Genomic DNA, 19,821 nt, shown 5'->3' with positions numbered 1-19,821 from the left:
CCGTATGCGACGAGACGGTTCGTCTCGTGCTTGCCCTCCCACTGTCAGGCGAGACGCGCCGTCTTGTCAACTGGTAAATTCGGGCCATGGCCAACCGGAAACCCACCCAGGTCCCCTCCCCCGGCAAAGCGCACCCCGACGTCACGCGCCGCAGCGCCAGGTCCCGCCGGGCCATCTACGAGGCCGCCCTCGCACTCGTCGCCGAGGCCGGCTACCCGAGGACCACCATCGAGGGCATCGCCGCCCGCGCCGGCGTCGGCAAGCAGACCATCTACCGCTGGTGGTCCTCCAAGGCGGAGGTCCTGCTCGAAGCCTTCCTCGACCTCGAGGAGCAGGCCGTCGAGGCCCAGGGGCAGCAGGAGACCTACGCCATCCCGGACACCGGCGACCTCGCCGCCGACCTGAAGGCCGTGCTGCGCGCCACCGTCGACCAGCTGCACGACCCGAAGTTCGAGGCCCCCTCCCGCGCCCTGGCCGCGGAGGGCGTCGTCAACGAACAGCTCGGCCGGGAGTTCGTCGCCAAGCTGCTCGAGCCCTCGCTCCAGCTCTACGTCGACCGGCTGCGCGCCGCCCAGGAGGCCGGTCAGCTCCGGCCGGAGATCGACCCGCGCATCGCCCTCGAGCTCTTCGTCTCCCCGCTCGCCCAGCGCTGGCTCCAGTACACGGCCCCGATCTCCTACGACTACACCGACACGCTCGTCGACTACGCGCTGTACGGACTCGCTCCCCGCTGACCAGTGAAGTTTGTCCCTTTCCCGGCCCCGAAGCGCGGAATGGTGGGACGATAGGGCATGCTGGGGCGCACGACGGCGAGGCGAGGAGATAGATGAGCGCGGACTTCGGTGGCCGGACCGGCTTGCGGGACAAACTCTCCCAGTGGCTGCGCAAGGGCCGCCCGAAGGAGGCCGCCGGTGACGGCGGCCGGGAGTCCCTGCTGCTCGCCGCCGCCGCCGCGGGACTGCCCCTGGCTCCCGCCGCCCACCCGGTCGGCTACCGCTGTTCCTGCGACCGCGTCGGCTGTCCCACCCCCGCCCGGCACCCGGTGTCGTTCGCCTGGCAGACGCAGTCCACCACCGACCGGGCACAGCTCGAACGCTGGGTCCGGCACCAGCCGCAGGCGAACTTCATCACCGCGACCGGCATGGTGCACGACGTCCTCGACGTACCCCTCGAGGCCGGCCGCGAGGCGCTGCGGCGGCTGCTCGACGCGGGCGTCGAGGCCGGCCCCGTCGCCGAGAGCGACGACGGCCGCATGCTGTTCTTCACCCTCACCCGCGGCACGCCCGAGGAGGAGGACGAGTGGTGGCCGTGCGAGCTGGACTGCCACCCCGAGACCATGGACGAGCACCCCGGCCTGCGCTGGCACTGCCGCGGCTCCTACGTGCTCGTACCGCCCGCCCGGCTGCCCGGCGAGGACCGGACGGTGCACTGGGTGCGCGGCCCCGAGCACCCGCTGCCCGAGCCGCTGACCCTGCTGGAGACGCTCACCGACGCCTGCGCCCGGCACGTCGGCGAGGAGAGCGACCCGGCCGGCACCGCCTGGCCGCTGCGCCGCTGAGCGAAGGCCGGCCGCGGGGCGCTACTCGCCCTTCGCCGACGTCATGCCCTGGATGCGGCCCAGGACCGACACCTGACCGCTGCCCGCCGGGTCCAGCGCGACCTCGTTGGAGACGAACTCCATCGTCAGGGACTGTTTGATCTCGCCGTCCGTCAGCGCCAGCACGTCCTTGTTCGGGGCCGGCACCGAAGTGCCCTGCGCGGCGGTCTGCTTCTCGAAATGGCGCGTGGTGAAGAACACCATCGCCCCGCCGTCCTTCGTCCGCAGCGCCAGCGGCGCGTAGTCGCCGTCCGTCAGCGGTTCGTCGATGTACTGGGTGACCAGGCCCGGCCTGATCGACCGCTTCTCGCGCAGCGCGCGCCACGAGCTGGTGTGCGCGCCGTCCGCGAAGACCTTCCCACCGTCCTTGAGGTACGCCGTGTAGTCCTTGCTCAGTCCCGCGGGCGCGGCGGCCAGTTCGGTGGAGTTCGCGGGAACTGCCTCGGCCCAGCCGTCCTCGTCGGTCTTGAACTCGGGCACGTCGCCGGGGGCGACCAGCGTCAGGTAGGCCACCTCCCAGGTGTCCTCCAGACCGTCGCGGGTGAACACCAGCAGCCAGCGCGCCGCGCCGCCCTTGTTGGCCCTGGTGTCGGCGACGAACCAGCGCGGCCAGCCGGCCTTCTTCGGGATCGTGAACTTCGCGTCCGTCAGCTCCAGCGGCGTGTGCGACGGGTTGCCGCCCGGGTCGTTGGCCCGGCCGGCCTTCAGCCGCGCCGAGTCGATGGCGGCGAGGGCGCCGGTGGTGTACTCGGCGTCCAGGGAACCGTCGTACGCCTTGTCGGCCTTGTTGTACGCGTCCGTGAACCGTTCGAGCGCCTTCGCGGCCTCGGCCCGGGTGGTCGCGGGGAGCACCTCGCGCTCGCCGTGCACCACCACGCAGCCGCTCGCGGACAACGACAAAGCCGTCACCGAGACCGCTATCAGCGCGCTCCGGTCAAGCCTGCGGGGCCTTCGAGGGCCGCGATCCCTGCTCATCAGGTTCCTTCACCTTCCCCTTCCCGGAGGCGAACCCTACCGGGGCGAGGAACAGTGCGAGCGCCGGGACCAGGTACAGCAGCCACACCGTGACCTGGAGGACGGTCGGGTCGGGCTGGAAGTTGAACACGCCCTTCAGCAGGGTGCCGTACCAGCTCGCCGGATCGACGGTGCCGCTGATGTCGAAGGCCAGGTTCGTCAGGCCGGGCAGCAGGTCGGCCTCCTGGAGGTCGTGCACCCCGTACGCGAGCACGCCCGCGGCCACGACGACCAGCATGCCGCCGGTCCAGGTGAAGAACTTGGCCAGGTTGATGCGCAGCGCGCCCTTGTAGAACAGCCAGCCGAGCAGCACCGCCGTCGCCAGACCCAGGGCCACGCCGATCAGCGGGCGTGGGGTGCCGTCGCTCGCCGCGTGCACCGACGCCCACACGAACAGGGCGGTCTCCAGGCCCTCGCGGCCGACGGCGAGGAACGCGGTGGCCACCAGCGCGCCCGTGCCCATCCTCAGGGCCGCGTCCAGCCGGCCGTGCAGCTCCGACTTCAGGTGACGGGCTGTGCGCCGCATCCAGAACACCATCCACGTCACCAGCACCACGGCGAGGATGGACAGGGAGCCGCCGAGGGCCTCCTGCGCCTTGAACGTCAGTTCCTGGGAACCGAATTCGAGCGCGCAGCCGAAGCCGAGCGCGATGGCGACGGCGACACCGATGCCGGCCCAGATCGGCTTCAGCGCGTCCCGGCGACCGGTCTTGACCAGGTAGGCGATGAGGATGCAGACGACGAGGGAAGCCTCCAGGCCCTCACGCAGTCCGATCAGATAGTTGGAGAACACGGTTACGCCTCCTTGGCGAACAGCGTGCTGCCCCACCAGTCGTCCGCGTCACGGACGCCGGGCGGGATCGCGAAGACCGCCGAACCCACGTGCTGGATGTATTCGTTGAGCGCGTCCGTCGCCAGACTGCGCTGGACGCGGATGAAACCGCTGCGCACGTCGCGCTGGTAGGCGAGGAAGAACAGGCCCGCGTCCAGGCGGCCCAGACCGTCGGTGCCGTCGGTGAACGAGTAGCCGCGGCGCAGGATCGTCGCCCCGCCGTTGGCGTCGGGGTGCGCCAGCCGGACGTGCGCGTCGGGCTTCATCGCCTTCAGGAACGGCTCGTCGCGCTCCTTCGCCTTGCCGACCGGGGCGCCCTCGCCCTTGTCGCGGCCGAAGACGTCCTCCTGCTCCTGGAGCGAGGTGCGGTCCCAGGTCTCGATGTGCATGCGGATGCGCCGGGCGACGAGGTAGGAGCCGCCCGCCATCCAGTCGGCCCCGTCCTTCGCGTCGGCCCACACGTGCTCGTCCAGGCGCTCCGTCTCCGTGCCCGAGATGTTGCGGGTGCCGTCCTTGAACCCGAACAGGTTGCGCGGGGTCTGGGCGTCCGCCGTCGTCGAGGACGTCTTGCCGAAGCCGAGCTGGGACCAGCGCACGACGACCCTGCCGAAGCCGATGCGGGCCAGCTGGCGGATCGCGTGCACGGCGACCTGCGGGTCGTCCGCGCAGGCCTGGACGCACAGGTCGCCGCCGCTGCGGTTCCTGTCGAGGTTGTCGCCGGGGAACTTCGGCAGGTCGACCAGCGCCTCGGGGCGCTGCCCGGCGAGCCCGAACTTCCCGAACAGGGACGGCCCGAAGCCGATGGTGAGCGTCAGCCGGGACGGCCTGAGGCCCAGCGCCTCGCCGGTGTCGTCCGGCGGGGCCTCGGCCAGTCCGCCGTAGGCGCCCTCGCCGACCGGTTCCCCGGCGGTCATCCTCCGGGCCGCCGCCGTCCACTCCTTCAGCAGCCGCACGAACTCGGCACGGTCGTCGGTGGTCACGTCGAACGCCGCGAAGTGCAGCCGGTCCTGCACCGGGGTGGCGATGCCCGCCTGGTGCGCGCCGTGGAAGTCCACCGCGCCGCCCGCGTCGGCGCCGGCCGGGTCCACGTCGTCGCCGGCGCGGGCCATCGCCATCGCCCCGCCGGCCGCGGCGGCGCCGAGGGCGAGCCCCGCGCCGCCCCAGCCGATCAGCGTCCGGCGCGTGGGGGCCTGCGTCCTGCCGTCCGTGTCCGTCATCGTCGTCCTCCGGCGCTCACTTGCCGACCACGGCGGCGGCGAGCTTGGACAGCGGCTCGGCGAGCGCGTTCACCGCGTCCGACAGCTCCTTGCGGTCGGCCTTGCCGACCTTGTCGTAGGAGGTGAACTCGTACGAGTCCGGGCCGGGCCGGTACTGGTCGAGCAGCTTGTCCAGAGCGGCGAACTGCTTGTCGAGGTCCGCCGTCAGCGCCGCGTCGTTCTCCTTGGCGACCGGCTTCAGCAGCTCGTACGACTTCTGGGCGCCCTCGACGTTGGCCTTGAAGTCGACCAGGTCGGTGTGCGAGTAGCGCTCCTCCTCGCCGGTGACCTTGCCGGTGGCGACCTCGTCGAGGAGTTCCTTGGCGCCGTTGGCCATGGAGGTCGGGGTGATGTCGGCCGTGCCGACGCGGTTCTGCCAGTCCTTCAGGTCGGTGACCAGCGTGCCGGCGAGTTCCTTCTCGCGGTCGCCGATCTTCCTGTCCTGCCACAGCGCCTTCTCCAGGCGGTGCCAGCCGGTCCAGTCGGTCGCCGGGTCCTGGCCGTCCTCCAGGCCGTCCTCGCGGACGTCGACCTGCGGGTCGATGTCGCCGAAGGACTCGGCGACCGGCTCGGTGCGCTCCCAGCCGATGCGGGAGGGCGCGTACGCCTTCTTCGCGGCCTCCAGGTCACCGGCCCGGACGGCCTCGGCGAACGCCTCGGCCTTCGGCAGGGTCTCGTCGGCCTGCTGCTGCACGTACTGGCGGTAGGCGGCCACGGCCGCGTCCAGGCGCGGATCGCGCGTGGCGGCCTTGCCGCCGGTGGCCTTGACGTCCTGGCGGATGCCCTTGCCCTTCATGCCCGGCTTGCAGGCGATCCGGTAGTCGCCGGCCTTCACCTCGGCGGTGACCCGCTGCTTGGTGCCGGGGCCGATGTTCTCCCGCTCGGTGACCACGCGGTCGTCGGGGAAGAGGAGGTAGACCTCCGTGACCTTGGACCCCTTGTTCTCGATGGCGAGCTCGACGTGCCCGGCCGGGAACTCCTTCGCCGACACGTCGCACGCGTCGTCGGTCGCCGTGACGGTGACGACGTGGTCGCCGTCCGCCGCGCCGCTCTTCTCCGTGCACCCGGTCACGGCGGTCAGGGCCGCCGCGGTGGCGACGGCGGTGACGACGGAGAGTCTGGCGGCTCGCATGCGGGCTCCAAGGGATGGCCGAAAGTACGCGTGACGGACCTCATAGGGAAGGTGAGGCTCGCCTAACGTACCTAAGGAATTCCTGACCGATACCCGTCCATGCGGTGATCCGAATCTCATGGACGGTGTATGAGCACGAGACGGTCACGGTGGCTCAAAGAGGTGCTCATAAGAAAGTCAAAGGAAGGTCAAAGGTCGCGTCGCGGGATCACGGTCGCCGCCTCCGCGCGCGGAAGCGGAAGCACCTCCTCCGGCCGGTCGCTGCTTGAATGCCCCGGTGACTGACTACGACGTACTGCGCGTCTTCTGCGCGCCGAACGGCGGATACGGCAACGAGCTCGGCGTAGTCCGCGAGGGCTCCGTGCTGCCCGAGCGGGCCGACCGGCAGGAGCTCGCCGCCAAACTCGGCTTCAGCGAGACCGTGTTCGTGGACGACCCCGAGCGCGGCGTCGTCGACATCTACACCCCCACCCTGCGCCTGCCGTTCGCCGGGCACCCCTGCGTCGGCACGGCCTGGCTGCTGGACGTGCCCGAACTCGTCACCCCCGCCGGGGTGGCCGGCGCCCGGCAGGACGGCGAGTTCAGCTGGATCGAGGCCCGCCCCGAGTGGGCGCCGCCGCGCACCCTGCGCCAGTACGCCACGGCCGGTGAGGTCGACGCGCTGCCGGTGCCGCCGAAGGGGGAGTGGATCTACGCCTGGGCCTGGGAGAGCGAGCCCGCGGGACGCGTCCGGGCCCGCGCCTTCCCCGGGCGCGACGACGGCATCGACGAGGACGAGGCGACGGGGGCCGCGGCGCTGCTGCTGACCGAGCGGCTGGGCCGGGCCCTCAACATCACCCAGGGGGCCGGTTCGCAGATCCTCACGGCGCCCCAGCCCGAGGGGTGGATCGAGATCGGGGGGCGGGTGCGCCTGGAGCGGTGACGCCCGTCCGGCTCCGCCCCCGCGGGCCCGGGCGCGGGGTCAGGCGGACAGCGGAAACTCCTCGCCCAGGGCCCGGAACACCGCCGTGTTCAGGGCGAACGCCCGCCCGCACTCGGCGGCGACCCGCTGCTTCTCCAGGTCGTCGGCGCGTATGCCGTCCAGCAGTTCGCGGTACTCGCGGCTGAACGCGGCCGGGTTGGCGATCCCCTCGAAGACGTAGAAGCGGACCCCGTCGCTCTTGCGGGCGAAGCCCCACGTCCGCTCCGCCCGGTCGCGGATGATCCGGCCGCCGGACAGGTCGCCGAGGTAGCGCGTGTAGTGGTGCGCCACGTATGCCGCCGCCCGGCGCACTCGCGGATCCGGGCCGCGTAGGCCGCGGTCGCGGGCAGGGCCGTCAGACCCGTGCGCCAGTCCGGTCCGCGCAGGTGCTCCAGGTCCCGCTCCAGCGAGGGCAGCCGCATCAGCTCCGCCCGCACGAAGGGCCCCGCCACCGGGTCCCCGGCCAGCCGGGCGGCGGGGGCCTCCAGGGCCGCGTAGACGAACCAGAGCTGCTCCGTGTAGCGCGCGTACGCGTCGACGCCGAGCCGGCCGCCGAGCAGATCGCCCATGAACGCGGAGGTCTCCGCTTCCACGTGCCGCTCGTGGGAGGGCGTACGGAGGAGGGTGGAGAAGGAGTCCATGGCCGGTGCGGTCAGGGCAGCGTGAGGATGTCCGCGCCCGTGTCCGTCACCACCAGCGTGTGCTCGAACTGGGCGGTCCGCCTGCGGTCCTTCGTCACGACCGTCCAGCCGTCGTCCCACATGTCGTACTCGTGCGTCCCGAGCGTCAGCATCGGCTCGATCGTGAACGTCATCCCGGGCTGGATGACGGTCGTCGCGTGCGGGCTGTCGTAGTGCGGGACGATCAGCCCGGAGTGGAACGACGAGTTGATCCCGTGCCCGGTGAAGTCCCGCACCACCCCGTACCCGAAGCGCTTGGCGTACGACTCGATGACCCGGCCGATGATGTTGATCTGCCGGCCCGGCCTGACCGCCTTGATCGCGCGGGCCAAGGACTCCCTGGTCCGCTCGACGAGCAGCCGGCTCTCCTCGTCCACGTCGCCGACCAGGTAGGTCGCGTTGTTGTCACCGTGCACGCCGCCGATGTACGCCGTCACGTCGAGATTGACGATGTCGCCGTCGCGCAGCACGGTGGAGTCCGGGATGCCGTGGCAGATCACCTCGTTGACGGAGGTGCACAGGGACTTCGGGAAGCCGCGGTAGCCGAGCGTCGAGGGGTAGGCGCCGTGGTCGCACATGTACTCGTGCGCGACCCGGTCCAGCTCGTCCGTCGTCACGCCCGGCGCGATCAGCTTCGCGGCCTCCGCCATCGCCTGCGCGGCGATCCGGCCGGCCACGCGCATCGCCTCGATCGTCTCGGGCGTCTGCACCTCCGGGCCGGTGTACGGCGCCGGCGCCGGTTTGCCGACGTACTCGGGCCGGCGGATGTTGCCGGGTACGGAACGGGTGGGAGACAGCTCCCCTGGTACGAGCAGCGACTGGCCAGACATGCCGCGAGTCTAACCAGCGGGCACGGGGGAACATGTCGGTGGCGAGAGGAGCTGGTCATGGCCCTGTTCAAGAAGCGCACGGTCGGAAAACCGGGCGAGTGGTACTACTGCCTGGAGCACAAGAAGGTCGAGGAGGGCCCGGAGTGCCCGGCCAAGGACCGGTTCGGGCCGTACGCGTCCCGGGCGGAGGCCGAGCACGCGATGCGGACCGCGCGCGAGCGCAACCTGGAGTGGGAGAACGACCCCAAGTGGCACGACGCCCCGGCCGGACGCGGGGACGAGAGCTGATCAGGCACTCGGCGCGGTGGCGGCCGCGCGCCTGTCGCGCAGCCGCACCGCGTGCTCGTTCGTCCGCGCGTCGTAGGCCATGAGTCCGGGCAGGCACAGCGCCAGCAGCCCCACCGCGCCGGCGCACAGCAGCCCGCCCGACCACACCGACGCCCGCACCCCCACGAGCGCGGCCGTGCCGCCCGCCCGCACCTGACCGAGCTGCGGACCCACCGAGTACGACAGCAGCTCGATCCCGGCGAGCCGGCCGCGCAGCTCGTCCGGGATCGTCTGGTTCCACATCGCCCCGCGGAAGACGCCGCTGACCATGTCGCAGGCGCCGGCCAGGACGAGGCACAGCAGCACCAGCCACACGTTCCCGGCGACGCCGGCCGCGGCGACCGCGACGCCCCAGCCGACGGCCGCCAGCACCACCATCCGCCCGTGCCGGTGCACCCGCGACGTCCAGCCGCTGCTCACGCCGACCAGCAGCGAACCCGCCGGGATCGCCGCGTACATCAGGCCCAGTGACCACTCGGCGCCCAGCTCGTCCGCGAGGAACGGCAGTACGGCGAGCGGCATCGCCAGGAACATCGCGGCGAGGTCGATCGCGTACGTGCCCAGCAGCTCCTTGCGGCTCCACGCGTAACGCGCGCCCTCCGCGATCGCCGCCCAGGACGGCTTCGCCGCCTCGTGCGCGGCCGGGCACGCGGCGAGACCGATCCCCAGCAGGACGGACACCGCGAAGGTGACGACGTCCACCGCGTACGCCCACCCCAGCCCCGCGTACGCCACCACGACGCCGGCCAGCGCGGGACCCGCGATCCCGCCGACCTGCCAGCGCAGCGCGTTCAGCGACGCGGCGGCCGGCAGGTGCTCGTGCGCCACGATCCGCGGGATCAGCGAGTCCAGGGCCGGCCGCTGGACCGCGCCGAGCGCGGAGGAGAGGGCCGCGACGGCGTACAGCGGCCACACGGCCGGGCCCGGCAGCAGCGCGTTGACCAGCAGCACCGCGCACAGCAGGCCCTGGCCGGCCTCCGTCCACAGGATCAGCTTCCGCTTGTCCCAGGCGTCGGCGAGCGCCCCGCCGTACAGCCCGAACACCACCAGCGGCACCAGCTCCACGGCCCCGATCGCGCCCACGGCCGCAGCCGACCCCGTCAGCTCCTTGATCTGCACCGGCAGCGCGACGAGCGTCAGGAAGCTCCCGAAGTTCGTGATCAGCCCCGCCAGCCACAGCCGCCGGAAGTCGGCGGAGGCCCGCCAGGGGGAGAGGTCGGGCAGCAGGGCACGCAGCCCGGTGGGCCCCGCAAAGGGGCCGGGGGAGTCGTCGGTCACGAACGCCCATCGTCGGCGGGACGACGGCCGGGGGCAACGGGTTTTGTCCCCGGGGCGGCCCTCACCAGCGTGGCGGCGGTGGGGCCGTCAGGTGGTCGGTCAGGCGGGAGAGGCGGTCGCGGAAGCGGCGCCGGCCGCGTGGCGGCGGCACCGCGTTCTCCCCGGCCGCCGCGCTGACCAGGTGCTGCACGGTGTCCAGGTCGAGCTCGGCACCGTCCGGCACGGTCAGCGTCTCGTGCGCCATGGCCGTCAGCTCCCGCTCCCCGCTGCCCAGGGCCAGCACCGTCGCGCCGGCCCGGCGGGCGTCGTACACCCGCTCCAGCAGTGGGGCGCCCGGCTCGTCCGGCGTCACCACCAGCAGCGTCTCCCCGCGCCGGGCCGCCGCCAGCCGCCCGAGCCCCACCGCCAGGTGCGCCGGGTCCGACGGACGCGCACCGTGCCGCACCAGCGTCGGCGCCAGCTCCGGCGTCCCCGACCAGGCGGCCTCGTCCACCAGGTGGGCGGCCAGATGCCACGGCTCGTACCCGGCCGTCCCCACCAGCAGCAGCCCGCCCCCGTGCGGCACCACCGATCCCCGCAGCGCCCCCGCGAAGCGCCGGGTGGCCCCCAGCCACTCGGTCCCGGCGAGTACGTCCCGCAGCAGTGCTACCCGTACGGCGTCCATGGGCCCGCATCCTGCCGCAACCGGGCCCGCCCGTCCCGGCGTTCGCCCCGATGTCCCCCGTCCCGGGGACGGCGTCCCGGCCGGCGGCACCCGGACCGGTGCGGCGGCCGGGACGGACGTAGGGTCGGCCCATGACCTCTACCGACAGTGCCGCACAGAAGGCCCCCGCCAAGGACCCCTGGGACCTGCCCGACGTCTCCGGGCTGGTCGTCGGCGTGCTCGGCGGAACCGGCCCGCAGGGCAAGGGCCTCGCCCTCCGCCTCGCCAGGGCCGGCCAGAAGGTGATCGTCGGCTCCCGCGCCGCCGAGCGCGCCCGGGCCGCCGCCGAGGAGCTCGGGCACGGCGTCGAGGGCGCCGACAACGCCGAGACCGCCCGCCGCAGCGACATCGTGATCGTCGCCGTGCCGTGGGAAGGACACGGCAAGACCCTCGAGTCGCTGCGCGAGGAGCTCGCCGGCAAGCTCGTCGTCGACTGCGTCAACCCGCTCGGCTTCGACAAGAAGGGCGCCTACGCCCTCAAGCCCGAGGAGGGCAGCGCCGCCGAGCAGGCCGCCGCCCTGCTGCCGGACAGCCGGGTCACCGCCGCCTTCCACCACCTCTCGGCCGTCCTCCTCCAGGACCCGGAGATCGACGAGATCGACACCGACGTCATGGTGCTCGGCGAGGTCCGGGCCGACGTGGAGATCGTCCAGGCCCTCGCCGGGCGCATCCCCGGCATGCGCGGCGTCTTCGCGGGACGGCTGCGCAACGCCCACCAGGTCGAGTCGCTGGTCGCCAACCTGATCTCCGTCAACCGCCGCTACAAGGCACACGCCGGGCTCCGCGTCACCGACCTGTGAGGCGATGGGGGACACTGGTGGGTGCCGGCCGCCACGGCCGGATCCGCAGTACCCGCACGTGTCCCCCGACAGGAGCCCCGCCCATGCCCCGCCTCGCCGTCTACGCCCTGATCGTCTGCGTGCTCGCCGTGGCCGCCGCCGTGGTCTCCTTCGTGCAGGGCAGCGTGGTGATCGGCGTCGTCTGGGTGCTGCTGACGGGCCTGTCGTCGAACATGTGCTGGTACTACCTCAGGCGCGGCCGGGACCGGCGCCGTGAGTCGGTCACGAACTGACCGAGCAGAACTCGTCGGTCTGCCAGAACCGGTACAGCTCGAAGCCGCAGTACGAGTCGAAGTCGCTGATCCCCAGCCCGCGCAGGATCGCGTCGACCGCGTCGAAGAACACGCCGTTGACCGCCGGCAGCCACAGCAGCGCGAACACGAACAGCAGTCCGAACGGTGCGAACGGCTCCACCTGGCGCCGCACGCCGTACGACAGCCAGGGCTCGACCACCCCGTAGCCGTCCAGGCCCGGCACCGGCAGGAAGTTCAGGATCGCGGCCGTGACCTGGAGCAGCGCGAGGAAGGCGAGCGCGAGCCGGAAGTCGCGCGGCACGCCGTCCAGCGCGTCCAGCCAGAACGGGGCCGTGCACACGGCGGCGAACAGCACGTTCGTCAGCGGGCCCGCGGCCGAGATCAGGCTGTGCCGCCAGCGCCCGCGGATGCGGTCGCGCTCGATGAACACCGCACCGCCCGGCAGGCCGATCCCGCCCATGATCACGAACAGCACGGGCAGCACGATGCTCAGCAGCGCGTGCGTGTACTTCACCGGGTTCAGCGTGAGGTAGCCCTTCGCGCCGACCGAGATGTCGCCGCCGTGCAGCGCGGTGCGCGCGTGCGCGTACTCGTGCAGGCAGAGCGAGACGATCCACGCCGCCGTCACGAACAGGAACACGGCCACGCCCGGCTGCTCGGCGAACCCGCTCCAGGTGGCCCACCCGGTGACCGCCATGACGGCGAGGATCCCGAGGAACACGGGACTGATCCTCCGGTCGCCGGGACGGGTGGTGGCGGCGGTCATGGGACTCCCTGACTGGCTTGCGGACGTGCGGCGGGACCCGCGGGGCACGGGACTGCCCGACCGTACCCGGCCCGGCGCGTGTTCGGCGAGGCCCCGGGCTCCCGGCCGGGCGCTGCCGCGCCGCACCGGACAAACCCCGTGACCGGCCCCGACGGCACCGGGGACAATGGACCCCGTGCGCTACCGCATCCTCGGCACCACCCAGGCACTCCGGCCCGACGGCACGGCCGCCCCCGTCGGCGGGGCGCGGCTGCGTGCCCTGCTGACCGTGCTCGCCCTCAGGCCCGGCCGCGCCGTGCCCGCGGGACTGCTGGTGGAGGAGGTGTGGGGCGCCGACCCGCCCGCCGACGCGCCGGGCGCCCTCCAGGCACTGGTCGGACGGCTGCGCCGGGCGCTCGGCGCGGACGCGGTCGCCTCCGCCGACGGCGGCTACCGGCTCACCGCCGTCCCCGACGACATCGACCTGCACCGCTTCGACCGGCTGGCCGGCGAGGGCTCCCGCGCCCTGGCCGACGGCGACCCGGACAAGGCCGCCGAACTCCTCGACGCCGCCCTCGACCTGTGGCGCGGCCCCGCCCTCGCCGACCTGCCCGACCGCACCGCCGAGGCGGCCCGCTGGGAGACCCGGCACCTGGACGCCCTGCGCACCCGCCACGCCGCCGCCCTGGACCTCGGGGAGGCGGAGCACGCCCTGCCCGGGCTGACCGCGCTGTGCGACGTCCACCCCCTGGACGAGTCCCTCCAGGCCCTGCGGCTGCGCGCCCTGCGCGACACCGGCCGCACCGCGGAGGCACTGGCCGCCTACGAGGACGTACGACGCCTGCTCGCGGACCGGCTCGGCGCCGACCCGGGCCCCGAACTGCGTGCGCTGTACGGGGAGTTGCTCAACCCCTCGGGGACCGCCGCCGCCCCGGCGACCCGCCCCGGTCCCGGGGCACGCCCGGGGCCCACCCCTCGCGCGGGATCCGCCGGCGCCGCGCCGCACTCGGGCTCCGCGACACCGTCCGCCCCCGCGGGCTCCACCGGTCCCGTGACGCCCGCCGGTCCTGCGGGCTCGGCCGGTCCCGTGACGCCCGCCGGCCCGGGGGCAGCCGGTTCCGGGTCGCGTCCCGGTTCCGGGGCGCCGTCCGACCCCGCGGGGTCCGCCGGTTCCGCGCAGCACCCCGGGTCCGCGCGGCATCCGGACCTCGCGGCACCCACCTCCGCGTCGGCGCCCGCCGGCCATACGGCACCCACCGGCCATACGGCACCCACCGGCCATACGGCGCCCGCCGGCCCCGCGGCGCGCTCCGCGGCGGACCACGCCACCGCGACCACCCACCCCGCCGGGCCGGGAGTCCCCGAGACCGGCTCACGCCCCCGGGGCAACCTCCGTGCCCGGCTCACCTCGTTCGTCGGGCGGGACGCCGACGTCCAGGCCCTGCGCGCCGACCTGTCGACCGCGCGGCTCGTCACCCTGCTCGGGCCCGGCGGCGCCGGGAAGACCCGGCTGTCGCAGGAGGCCGCCGAGGGCGCCGGGGACCCGGCGCTCGACGGCGCGTGGTTCGCCGAACTCGCCCCCGTCGACGACCCCGGCGCCGTCCCCGAGGCCGTGCTGACCGCCCTCGGCGCCCGCGAGACCGTGCTGTACGGCGCCGGCGCCGAGGAGATGCGCGCCGTCACCGCCACCGACCGCCAGGCCACCGCCGTCGAGCGCCTCGTCGAGCACTGCGGCCGGCGCCGCATGCTGATCGTCCTCGACAACTGCGAGCACGTCGTCGACGCCGCGGCCCGCCTCGCCGAGGAACTGCTCGCCCGCTGCCCACGCCTGACCGTCCTCGCCACCAGCCGCGAACCCCTCGGCGTCCCGGGGGAGCTGCTGCGCCCGGTCGAGCCGCTGCCCGAGCCGGCCGCGCTGCGGCTGCTCGCCGACCGCGGCGGCGCCGCCCGCCCCGGCTTCCGTCCCGACGCCGACGCGGAGACCGCGGCGGCCTGCGCCGAGATCTGCCGCCGCCTGGACGGCCTGCCGCTCGCCATCGAACTGGCCGCCGCCCGGCTGCGCATGCTCACCCCGCGCCAGATCGCCGACCGCCTCGACGACCGCTTCCGCCTGCTCACCTCCGGCAGCCGCACCGTCCTGCCCCGCCAGCAGACGCTCCGCGCGGTCGTCGACTGGTCCTGGGAGCTGCTCGACGAGGAGGAACGGGACGTCCTCGGCCGCCTGTCGGTCTTCGCGGGCGGCTGCGACCTGGCCGCCGCCGAGGCGGTGTGCGGGCCCGCCGCCCTGGACGTCCTCGGCTCCCTCGTCGACAAGTCCCTGGTCGTGGCCGCGCCGTCCGGCGGCGACGGCATGCGCTACCGGCTCCTGGAGACCGTCGCCGAGTACGCGGCGGAGCGCCTCGACGAGGCCGGCGGCCGGCCCGCCGCCGAGCGCGCGCACCTGACGTACTACCGCGAACTGGCCCGCACCACCGACCCGCTGCTGCGCGGCCCCCGGCAACTGCCCGCCATCGAGCGGCTGGAGCGCGAGTACGAGAACCTGCGCACCGCCCTGCGACACGCCATCGCCGAGCGCGACGAGCAGGAGGCGCTCAGCCTGGCGCTGTCGCTCGTCTGGTACTGGCAGATGCGCGACCTGCGGGTGGAGGCCCGCAACTGGTTCAGCGAGGTCATGACCCTCGGCCCGGACCCGTTCGCCGAGCCGGGGCGCCGCGCCGAGCCGGTGTGGGAGCGGTGCACGGCCGCCCCGCCGCCGATGACCGGCGAGGTGCTCGCCGAGGCCCGGCGCGGCGTCCACCTGGCCCACCTCGCCTGCATGGACACCGAACTGGACGCCTGGCAGCGCCCGCAGGCCCAGCGGAAGCTGCGCATCATCGCCGAGACCTACGAACCCGGCATGCCCCAGACCTGCTCCCCTCCCGGCCTGCTCTGGTTCTTCGCGGTGATGCTCTCCGGTGACGTCGAGCGGCTGCACGAGATCATGAACGCCGCCGTGCGCACCTGCCGCGAGCGCCAGGGATACGACTGGGAGCTGGCCGGCAGCCTCCAGATGCGGGCCAACCTGCTCGCCAACCGCACCGACTGGGCGGGCGACGCGGCCCGCGACGCCGACGAGGCACTGGAGATCTACCGCCGTCTCGGCGACGCCTGGGGCACCGCCGAGGCCCTGTCCGCACGCGCCGAGGCCTACGAGCGCCGGGGCGAGTACCGGCGTGCCGCCGCCTCCTACGAGGCCGCCGCGGAACTCGCCCAGCGGCTCGGGGCGCACGCCCAGGTGGACATTCTCGACGCCCGCCTCGGCAGCGTGCTGCTGGAGGACGGCGACGCCGAGCGGGGCGAGCCCATGCTGCGCGCCGTGATCGCGCGGACGGAGGGGACGGGACACAACGGCGCGATGCCGGCCGCCCGCCTCTACCTCGCCGGGTGGCTCGGCATGACCGGCCGGACCGCCGAGGCCCGCGAGCAGCTGCGGCTGCTGCGCGAGAACTTCTCCATCTCCCACTTCGTCGTCTTCGACGCCTTCATCCTCGCCGCGGAGGCCTGGCTCGCCACCCTGGACGGCGACCACGAGGAGTGCCTGACCAAGGTCCGGCAGTCGCTGGAACGGGCCGACGACCCGCTGGCCTCCGCCGTCGCCCCGCACATGCGCTCCGGATACCTGGCCATCGCCGCCATGGCGCTGGCCCGGGCGGACGGCGGGCGCCGGGCCGCGGACGGCGCGCGCTGCATCGGTGCCGCCGACGCGATGCTGCCCCCGCAGCACGTCGCGACGGGCCTGGAGCGGGACGCGCGCGTCCGGGCCGCGGAACGGGTCCGGGACGTGCTCGGCGCCGAGGCGTACGAGACCGCGTACGCCGAGGGCGCCGGCCTCACCAAGGAGGAGGCCGGCGCCCTGGTCTGACCCTCGTCAGGCCTTCGTACGGAACTTGTGGATCGCGATCGGCGCCATGACCGCCGTGAGCGCCACCGACCAGCCCACCGTCATCCACAGGTCGTGTGCGACGGGACCGCCCACCATCAGGCCCCGCGCGGCGTCGGCGAGGCTGGAGAGCGGGTTGTAGTCCGTGAAGGACTTCAGCCAGCCCGGCATCGACTGCGTCGGCGCGAAGATCGAGGAGCCGAACTGCAGCGGCATCAGCACCAGGAAGCCCATCGCCTGCACGGACTGCGCGTTCTTCATCATCACGCCCAGCGTGAGGAAGATCCACATCAGGGCCGAGCCGAACAGCACCGACAGTCCCACGGAGGCCAGCAGACCGCCCCAGTTGGTGATGTCGAAGCCGACGAGCACGCCGACGATCATCAGCACCACGGTGGCGAACAGCATCCGCAGCAGCTCTACAGCGATCTTGGCGAACAGCACGGAGCCGCGCCCGATCGGCAGGGACCGGAAGCGGTCCATGACGCCGGAGTTGAAGTCCTGGTTGAAGCCGGTGCCCACGCCCTGGGCCATGTTCATGCCCATCATGGCCATCAGGCCGGGCACGACGTACTGGACGTACGCCTGCTGCCCGCCGCCCAGCGACTGCCCGATGGAGCCGCCGAAGACGTAGACGAACAGCAGCGTGAAGATCACCGGGAACAGGATGGCGTCGAACATCGACTCCGGGTCCTGCCGGATCCACAGCAGGTTGCGGCGGACCAGCGCGCCGGTGTGCCGCACGTGCCCGCGCAGCGAGATCCGGGCGTCGGGAGCGGGAGCGGCAACGGGACTGACGGTGGCGGCGCTCATACGGCGACCTCCTCGCGGGCGTCGGTGGTGGGCGCGGGCTCCTGCGGGGCACTGGCGCGGTGGCCGGTGAGGGACAGGAAGACCTCGTCCAGGCTGGGCATCTCGGTGGTGATGGAGGCGATGGTGACACCGCGCGCGGTGACCGCGCCGACCACGGCGGTCAGCTGCTCGTCACTGAGGATCGGCACCAGCACGGCCCCGCGCTGGGTGTCCACGGTGGAGTTGGCGAGCCCGGTGATGCCCATGTCGTCCAGGTACGCGGCGAGCGGGCGCAGCTGCGCGGGGTCGACCGGGCGGACGCGCAGGGTGCGCCCGCCGACCTTCGCCTTCAGCTCCTCGATGCCGCCCTTGGCGATGACCTTGCCGCGGTCGACGACGGTCAGCTCGGAGGCGAGCTGCTCGGCCTCCTCCATGTACTGGGTGGTCAGCAGCACGGTGACGCCGTCGCCGACCATGCGCTTGACCTCGTCCCACACCTCGTTGCGGGTGCGCGGGTCCAGGCCGGTGGTGGGCTCGTCCAGGAAGAGGACGGCCGGGTGGCCGATCATGGAGGCGGCCAGGTCGAGCCGGCGCCGCATGCCGCCCGAGTAGGTGGACGCGGGGCGCTTGCCGGCCTCGGTGAGCGAGAACCGCTCCAGCAGTTCGTCGGCACGCGCGCGGGCGTCCCGGCGGGACAGGTCGAGCAGCCGCCCGATCATGTAGAGGTTCTCCCAGCCGGGGAGCTTCTCGTCCACGGACGCGTACTGCCCGGTGAGCCCGATCACCCGCCGCAGCTGCCGCGGCTGCCGTACGACGTCGTAGCCGGCGACGTGCGCCTGCCCGGTGTCGGGGGTGATGAGGGTGGACAGGATGCGGACGAGGGTTGTCTTGCCGGCGCCGTTCGGCCCGAGCACACCCATCACGGTGCCCTCGCGCACGTCCAGGTCGACGCCGTCCAGCGCCTTGGTCTCGCCGTAGTGCTTGACCAGCCCCCGCACGGTGACCGCGCTGTTCGCGGACGCGGGGGTGTCGTCGATTCGCTTCATGTCCACGACGATCCCAGGGGCCGCCGACAAACCACCGACGAACCACCGACACGCCGCCGACAGCGCCGGCGGGCCGCCGCACGGCCGGCCGACGCTCGGGTTCCGGCGCCGTCGTGCACCCGCCACACCAGCGGGCCGGTGGGTGACGGAGCGTCCGGCGGGGGATCAGCCCGCGTGCTGCGCGGCGCCCGCCGTGCGGGGCGCGGCGTGGTGGACGGGCCGGTCGGGGGCGGCGTGTTCGAGGCGGCGCAGCCACAGGGTGGCCAGGAGCAGCAGCCCCGTGAAGACACCCAGGAGGAGTGCGGACGCCCACATCTGCCTGCTCCCGGGGGACTCCCACCCCGTCCAGGCGGCCGACACCGCCCACAGGCAGAGGCCCGCCGCGTAGAAGGTTCGGATACGGCGCAGTTGACGTAGCTGACGCATGGTCTGCAGGGGGGAGCGGTGCTCGGTCGTCGCTGCCATGCCGAGCCGTGTACCCAGGGTTCGGCCCGCTACGTGTCGCACGTCCCGGTGAACGCGGACACCCGGTCCGCCGTCGGCCGGGGGCGGGAAAGGAGCCGGCCCCGCCGACGGGGGAAGATCGGCGGGGCCGGGTGGTGCCGTGCTGGTCTAGTGGACGGAGTGCTCGTCCAGCGGGAACGTTCCGCCGACGACGTCCTCGGCGAACGACTTCGCCGCGTCACCCATGACCTGGCGCAGGTCGGCGTACTTCTTCACGAACTTCGGCACCCGTCCGCCGGTCAGCCCGAGCATGTCGGTCCACACCAGCACCTGCGCGTCCGTCTCCGGACCCGCGCCGATGCCGACGGTCGGGATGTGCAGGGTGCGCGTCACCTCGGCGGCCAGCTCGGCCGGCACCAGCTCCAGGACTACCGCGAAGGCGCCCGCGTCCTGCACGGCCTTGGCGTCGCGCAGCAGCTGCTGGGCGGCCTCCTCGCCGCGGCCCTGCACTCGGTAGCCCATGGCGTTGACGGACTGCGGGGTGAGGCCGATGTGCGCCATCACCGGGATGCCGGACTCCACCAGCAGCTCGATCTGCCGGTGCGAGCGCTCGCCGCCCTCCAGCTTGACCGCCCCGGCGCCGGCCTCCTTCACCAGCCGGGTCGCCGAACGCAGCGCCTGTACCGGGCCCTCCTGGTAGGAGCCGAAGGGCAGGTCGGCCACGATCAGGGCGCGGCTGGTGCCGCGGACCACGGCGGCCGACAGCATGATCATCTCGTCCAGCGTGACGGGCACGGTGGTGTCGTAGCCGAGGTGGCAGTTGCCCGCGGAGTCACCGACGAGCATGACCGGGATGCCGGCCTCGTCGAACACGGACGCGGTCATCGCGTCGTACGCGGTGAGCATGGGCCACTTCTCGCCGCGCTCCTTGGCGGCGGTGATGTCGCGGACGGTGATGCGGCGGGTGCTCTTGCCCCCGTACAGTGCCCTGCCGCCGTCGGCGGACTTGGCCTGAGGCGTCTGGGCAGCCGAAAGCTGCGTCATGGCAACGGCTCCTTCATGTCATCTCGAGGCGCCCTGACGGCGTCCCCGGATCCCTCCCATGGTGGCACCTCGTGCCGCCGGACGGCTAGGGGACCCTCGCCACATGCCGTACGGCGGTGGCCGGTGTA

General features: G+C 73.4%; 19 protein-coding genes and 1 pseudogene. 7 read left to right on the top strand and 13 right to left on the bottom strand.

Translation table 11 applies throughout. From position 1 onward, the window contains the following. The first annotated feature begins 86 nt into the window (after positions 1-86). Both AC0VYN_RS28125 and AC0VYN_RS28120 read left to right on the top strand, forming a co-directional pair. Positions 87-734 (top strand): TetR/AcrR family transcriptional regulator, encoded by a 648-nt coding sequence (locus AC0VYN_RS28125; protein WP_475533202.1) that lies wholly within the window; start codon positions 87-89, stop codon positions 732-734. Between the two features lie 92 nt (positions 735-826). Further along, on the top strand, positions 827-1,558 hold the full coding sequence (locus AC0VYN_RS28120; protein WP_385460539.1) for a bifunctional DNA primase/polymerase: 732 nt from the start codon (positions 827-829) through the stop codon (positions 1,556-1,558). Positions 1,559-1,579: 21 nt separating this feature from the next. Here the strand turns inward: AC0VYN_RS28120 and AC0VYN_RS28115 are convergent, their stop codons facing one another. The 4 genes from AC0VYN_RS28115 to efeO are packed head-to-tail and all read right to left on the bottom strand — an operon-like array spanning position 1,580 to position 5,831. Next, the gene (locus tag AC0VYN_RS28115; protein ID WP_475533201.1) at positions 1,580-2,572 is read right to left on the bottom strand and encodes an SCO2278 family lipoprotein; all 993 of its coding nucleotides are present in this window, start codon (positions 2,570-2,572) and stop codon (positions 1,580-1,582) included. Next, a complete protein-coding gene (gene efeU, locus AC0VYN_RS28110) occupies positions 2,532-3,404 on the bottom strand; it encodes an iron uptake transporter permease EfeU (protein WP_385460545.1) in 873 nt (290 codons plus the stop codon). Before efeU ends, AC0VYN_RS28115 begins: the two co-directional genes overlap by 41 nt. 2 nt (positions 3,405-3,406) lie before the next feature. Continuing rightward, positions 3,407-4,660, bottom strand: a complete 1,254-nt coding sequence (gene efeB / locus AC0VYN_RS28105) for an iron uptake transporter deferrochelatase/peroxidase subunit (protein WP_475533200.1) — start codon at positions 4,658-4,660, stop codon at positions 3,407-3,409. Positions 4,661-4,676: 16 nt separating this feature from the next. Further along, entirely contained in the window at positions 4,677-5,831 is a 1,155-nt protein-coding gene (efeO, locus tag AC0VYN_RS28100; protein ID WP_475533199.1) for an iron uptake system protein EfeO, read from the bottom strand. A gap of 277 nt (positions 5,832-6,108) precedes the next feature. Between efeO and AC0VYN_RS28095 the strand changes: the two genes are divergently transcribed. Continuing rightward, complete coding sequence (locus AC0VYN_RS28095) at positions 6,109-6,753, top strand: PhzF family phenazine biosynthesis protein (protein ID WP_385460554.1); 645 nt, start codon at positions 6,109-6,111, stop codon at positions 6,751-6,753. A 39-nt stretch (positions 6,754-6,792) separates the two neighbouring features. On the opposite strand, the pseudogene AC0VYN_RS28090 reads toward AC0VYN_RS28095, so the two are convergent. Beyond that, positions 6,793-7,433 (bottom strand): annotated as a pseudogene (locus tag AC0VYN_RS28090) (biliverdin-producing heme oxygenase). An 11-nt stretch (positions 7,434-7,444) separates the two neighbouring features. Further along, entirely contained in the window at positions 7,445-8,302 is an 858-nt protein-coding gene (map, locus tag AC0VYN_RS28085; RefSeq protein WP_364677424.1) for a type I methionyl aminopeptidase, read from the bottom strand. Positions 8,303-8,359: 57 nt separating this feature from the next. On the opposite strand from map, the gene AC0VYN_RS28080 reads away from it, so the two are divergent. After that, on the top strand, positions 8,360-8,590 hold the full coding sequence (locus AC0VYN_RS28080) for a hypothetical protein (protein WP_475533198.1): 231 nt from the start codon (positions 8,360-8,362) through the stop codon (positions 8,588-8,590). On the opposite strand, the gene AC0VYN_RS28075 is transcribed toward AC0VYN_RS28080, so the two are convergent. Continuing rightward, a complete protein-coding gene (locus AC0VYN_RS28075) occupies positions 8,591-9,907 on the bottom strand; it encodes an MFS transporter (protein WP_475533197.1) in 1,317 nt (438 codons plus the stop codon). 61 nt (positions 9,908-9,968) lie between these two features. Further along, the gene (locus tag AC0VYN_RS28070; protein ID WP_385460566.1) at positions 9,969-10,571 is read right to left on the bottom strand and encodes a hypothetical protein; all 603 of its coding nucleotides are present in this window, start codon (positions 10,569-10,571) and stop codon (positions 9,969-9,971) included. A 131-nt stretch (positions 10,572-10,702) separates the two neighbouring features. Here AC0VYN_RS28070 and npdG point away from each other — a divergent pair, with 131 nt between their 5' ends. Further along, positions 10,703-11,410, top strand: coding sequence for an NADPH-dependent F420 reductase (npdG, locus tag AC0VYN_RS28065; RefSeq protein WP_475533196.1), 708 nt, complete (start codon positions 10,703-10,705; stop codon positions 11,408-11,410). 83 nt (positions 11,411-11,493) lie between these two features. Beyond that, complete coding sequence (locus AC0VYN_RS28060; protein WP_385460572.1) at positions 11,494-11,682, top strand: hypothetical protein; 189 nt, start codon at positions 11,494-11,496, stop codon at positions 11,680-11,682. Here the strand turns inward: AC0VYN_RS28060 and AC0VYN_RS28055 are convergent. Next, positions 11,672-12,469, bottom strand: coding sequence for a site-2 protease family protein (locus AC0VYN_RS28055; RefSeq protein WP_475533195.1), 798 nt, complete (start codon positions 12,467-12,469; stop codon positions 11,672-11,674). The two genes, AC0VYN_RS28060 and AC0VYN_RS28055, sit on opposite strands and share 11 nt — an antisense overlap. Before the next feature lie 166 nt (positions 12,470-12,635). Here AC0VYN_RS28055 and AC0VYN_RS28050 point away from each other — a divergent pair, with 166 nt between their 5' ends. Then, the gene (locus AC0VYN_RS28050; protein ID WP_475533194.1) at positions 12,636-16,349 is read left to right on the top strand and encodes an AfsR/SARP family transcriptional regulator; all 3,714 of its coding nucleotides are present in this window, start codon (positions 12,636-12,638) and stop codon (positions 16,347-16,349) included. 6 nt (positions 16,350-16,355) lie between these two features. Here AC0VYN_RS28050 and AC0VYN_RS28045 read toward each other — a convergent pair whose 3' ends face one another. From AC0VYN_RS28045 to panB, 4 genes are all read right to left on the bottom strand, one after another. Beyond that, entirely contained in the window at positions 16,356-17,180 is an 825-nt protein-coding gene (locus AC0VYN_RS28045) for an ABC transporter permease (RefSeq protein ID WP_475533193.1), read from the bottom strand. Beyond that, positions 17,177-18,205 carry an ATP-binding cassette domain-containing protein gene (locus AC0VYN_RS28040; protein ID WP_475533192.1) on the bottom strand — a complete coding sequence of 343 codons (1,029 nt, stop codon included), beginning with the start codon at positions 18,203-18,205 and terminating at the stop codon, positions 17,177-17,179. The genes AC0VYN_RS28045 and AC0VYN_RS28040 overlap by 4 nt, the downstream gene beginning before the upstream one ends. 165 nt (positions 18,206-18,370) lie before the next feature. Continuing rightward, the gene (locus AC0VYN_RS28035) at positions 18,371-18,670 is read right to left on the bottom strand and encodes a hypothetical protein (RefSeq protein ID WP_475533191.1); all 300 of its coding nucleotides are present in this window, start codon (positions 18,668-18,670) and stop codon (positions 18,371-18,373) included. Positions 18,671-18,817: 147 nt separating this feature from the next. Continuing rightward, positions 18,818-19,693: a 3-methyl-2-oxobutanoate hydroxymethyltransferase gene (gene panB, locus AC0VYN_RS28030; protein WP_385460590.1), complete on the bottom strand. Its 876-nt coding sequence runs from the start codon at positions 19,691-19,693 to the stop codon at positions 18,818-18,820. Positions 19,694-19,821: the final 128 nt, after the last annotated feature.

This window comes from Streptomyces sp. 63XJN7_1_ISO-PGPR-S23-121 (assembly GCF_056173025.1).
The sequence above is the reverse complement of the archived record's forward strand: the minus strand, read 5'-3'. Positions and strand labels throughout refer to the sequence as shown.

Excerpts from the sequence above, each read along its gene's own strand:
- npdG (WP_475533196.1), top strand. The coding sequence starts at position 10,703 with ATGACCTCTACCGACAGTGCCGCACAGAAGGCCCCCGCCAAGGACCCC.
- AC0VYN_RS28120 (WP_385460539.1), top strand. The coding sequence starts at position 827 with ATGAGCGCGGACTTCGGTGGCCGGACCGGCTTGCGGGACAAACTCTCC.
- AC0VYN_RS28070 (WP_385460566.1), bottom strand. The coding sequence starts at position 10,571 with ATGGACGCCGTACGGGTAGCACTGCTGCGGGACGTACTCGCCGGGACC.
- AC0VYN_RS28045 (WP_475533193.1), bottom strand. The coding sequence starts at position 17,180 with ATGAGCGCCGCCACCGTCAGTCCCGTTGCCGCTCCCGCTCCCGACGCC.
- AC0VYN_RS28115 (WP_475533201.1), bottom strand. The coding sequence starts at position 2,572 with ATGAGCAGGGATCGCGGCCCTCGAAGGCCCCGCAGGCTTGACCGGAGC.
- AC0VYN_RS28040 (WP_475533192.1), bottom strand. The coding sequence starts at position 18,205 with ATGAAGCGAATCGACGACACCCCCGCGTCCGCGAACAGCGCGGTCACC.
- map (WP_364677424.1), bottom strand. The coding sequence starts at position 8,302 with ATGTCTGGCCAGTCGCTGCTCGTACCAGGGGAGCTGTCTCCCACCCGT.
- AC0VYN_RS28060 (WP_385460572.1), top strand. The coding sequence starts at position 11,494 with ATGCCCCGCCTCGCCGTCTACGCCCTGATCGTCTGCGTGCTCGCCGTG.
- AC0VYN_RS28080 (WP_475533198.1), top strand. The coding sequence starts at position 8,360 with ATGGCCCTGTTCAAGAAGCGCACGGTCGGAAAACCGGGCGAGTGGTAC.
- AC0VYN_RS28035 (WP_475533191.1), bottom strand. The coding sequence starts at position 18,670 with ATGGCAGCGACGACCGAGCACCGCTCCCCCCTGCAGACCATGCGTCAG.
- AC0VYN_RS28055 (WP_475533195.1), bottom strand. The coding sequence starts at position 12,469 with ATGACCGCCGCCACCACCCGTCCCGGCGACCGGAGGATCAGTCCCGTG.
- efeO (WP_475533199.1), bottom strand. The coding sequence starts at position 5,831 with ATGCGAGCCGCCAGACTCTCCGTCGTCACCGCCGTCGCCACCGCGGCG.
- AC0VYN_RS28125 (WP_475533202.1), top strand. The coding sequence starts at position 87 with ATGGCCAACCGGAAACCCACCCAGGTCCCCTCCCCCGGCAAAGCGCAC.
- AC0VYN_RS28050 (WP_475533194.1), top strand. The coding sequence starts at position 12,636 with ATGGACCCCGTGCGCTACCGCATCCTCGGCACCACCCAGGCACTCCGG.
- efeB (WP_475533200.1), bottom strand. The coding sequence starts at position 4,660 with ATGACGGACACGGACGGCAGGACGCAGGCCCCCACGCGCCGGACGCTG.
- panB (WP_385460590.1), bottom strand. The coding sequence starts at position 19,693 with ATGACGCAGCTTTCGGCTGCCCAGACGCCTCAGGCCAAGTCCGCCGAC.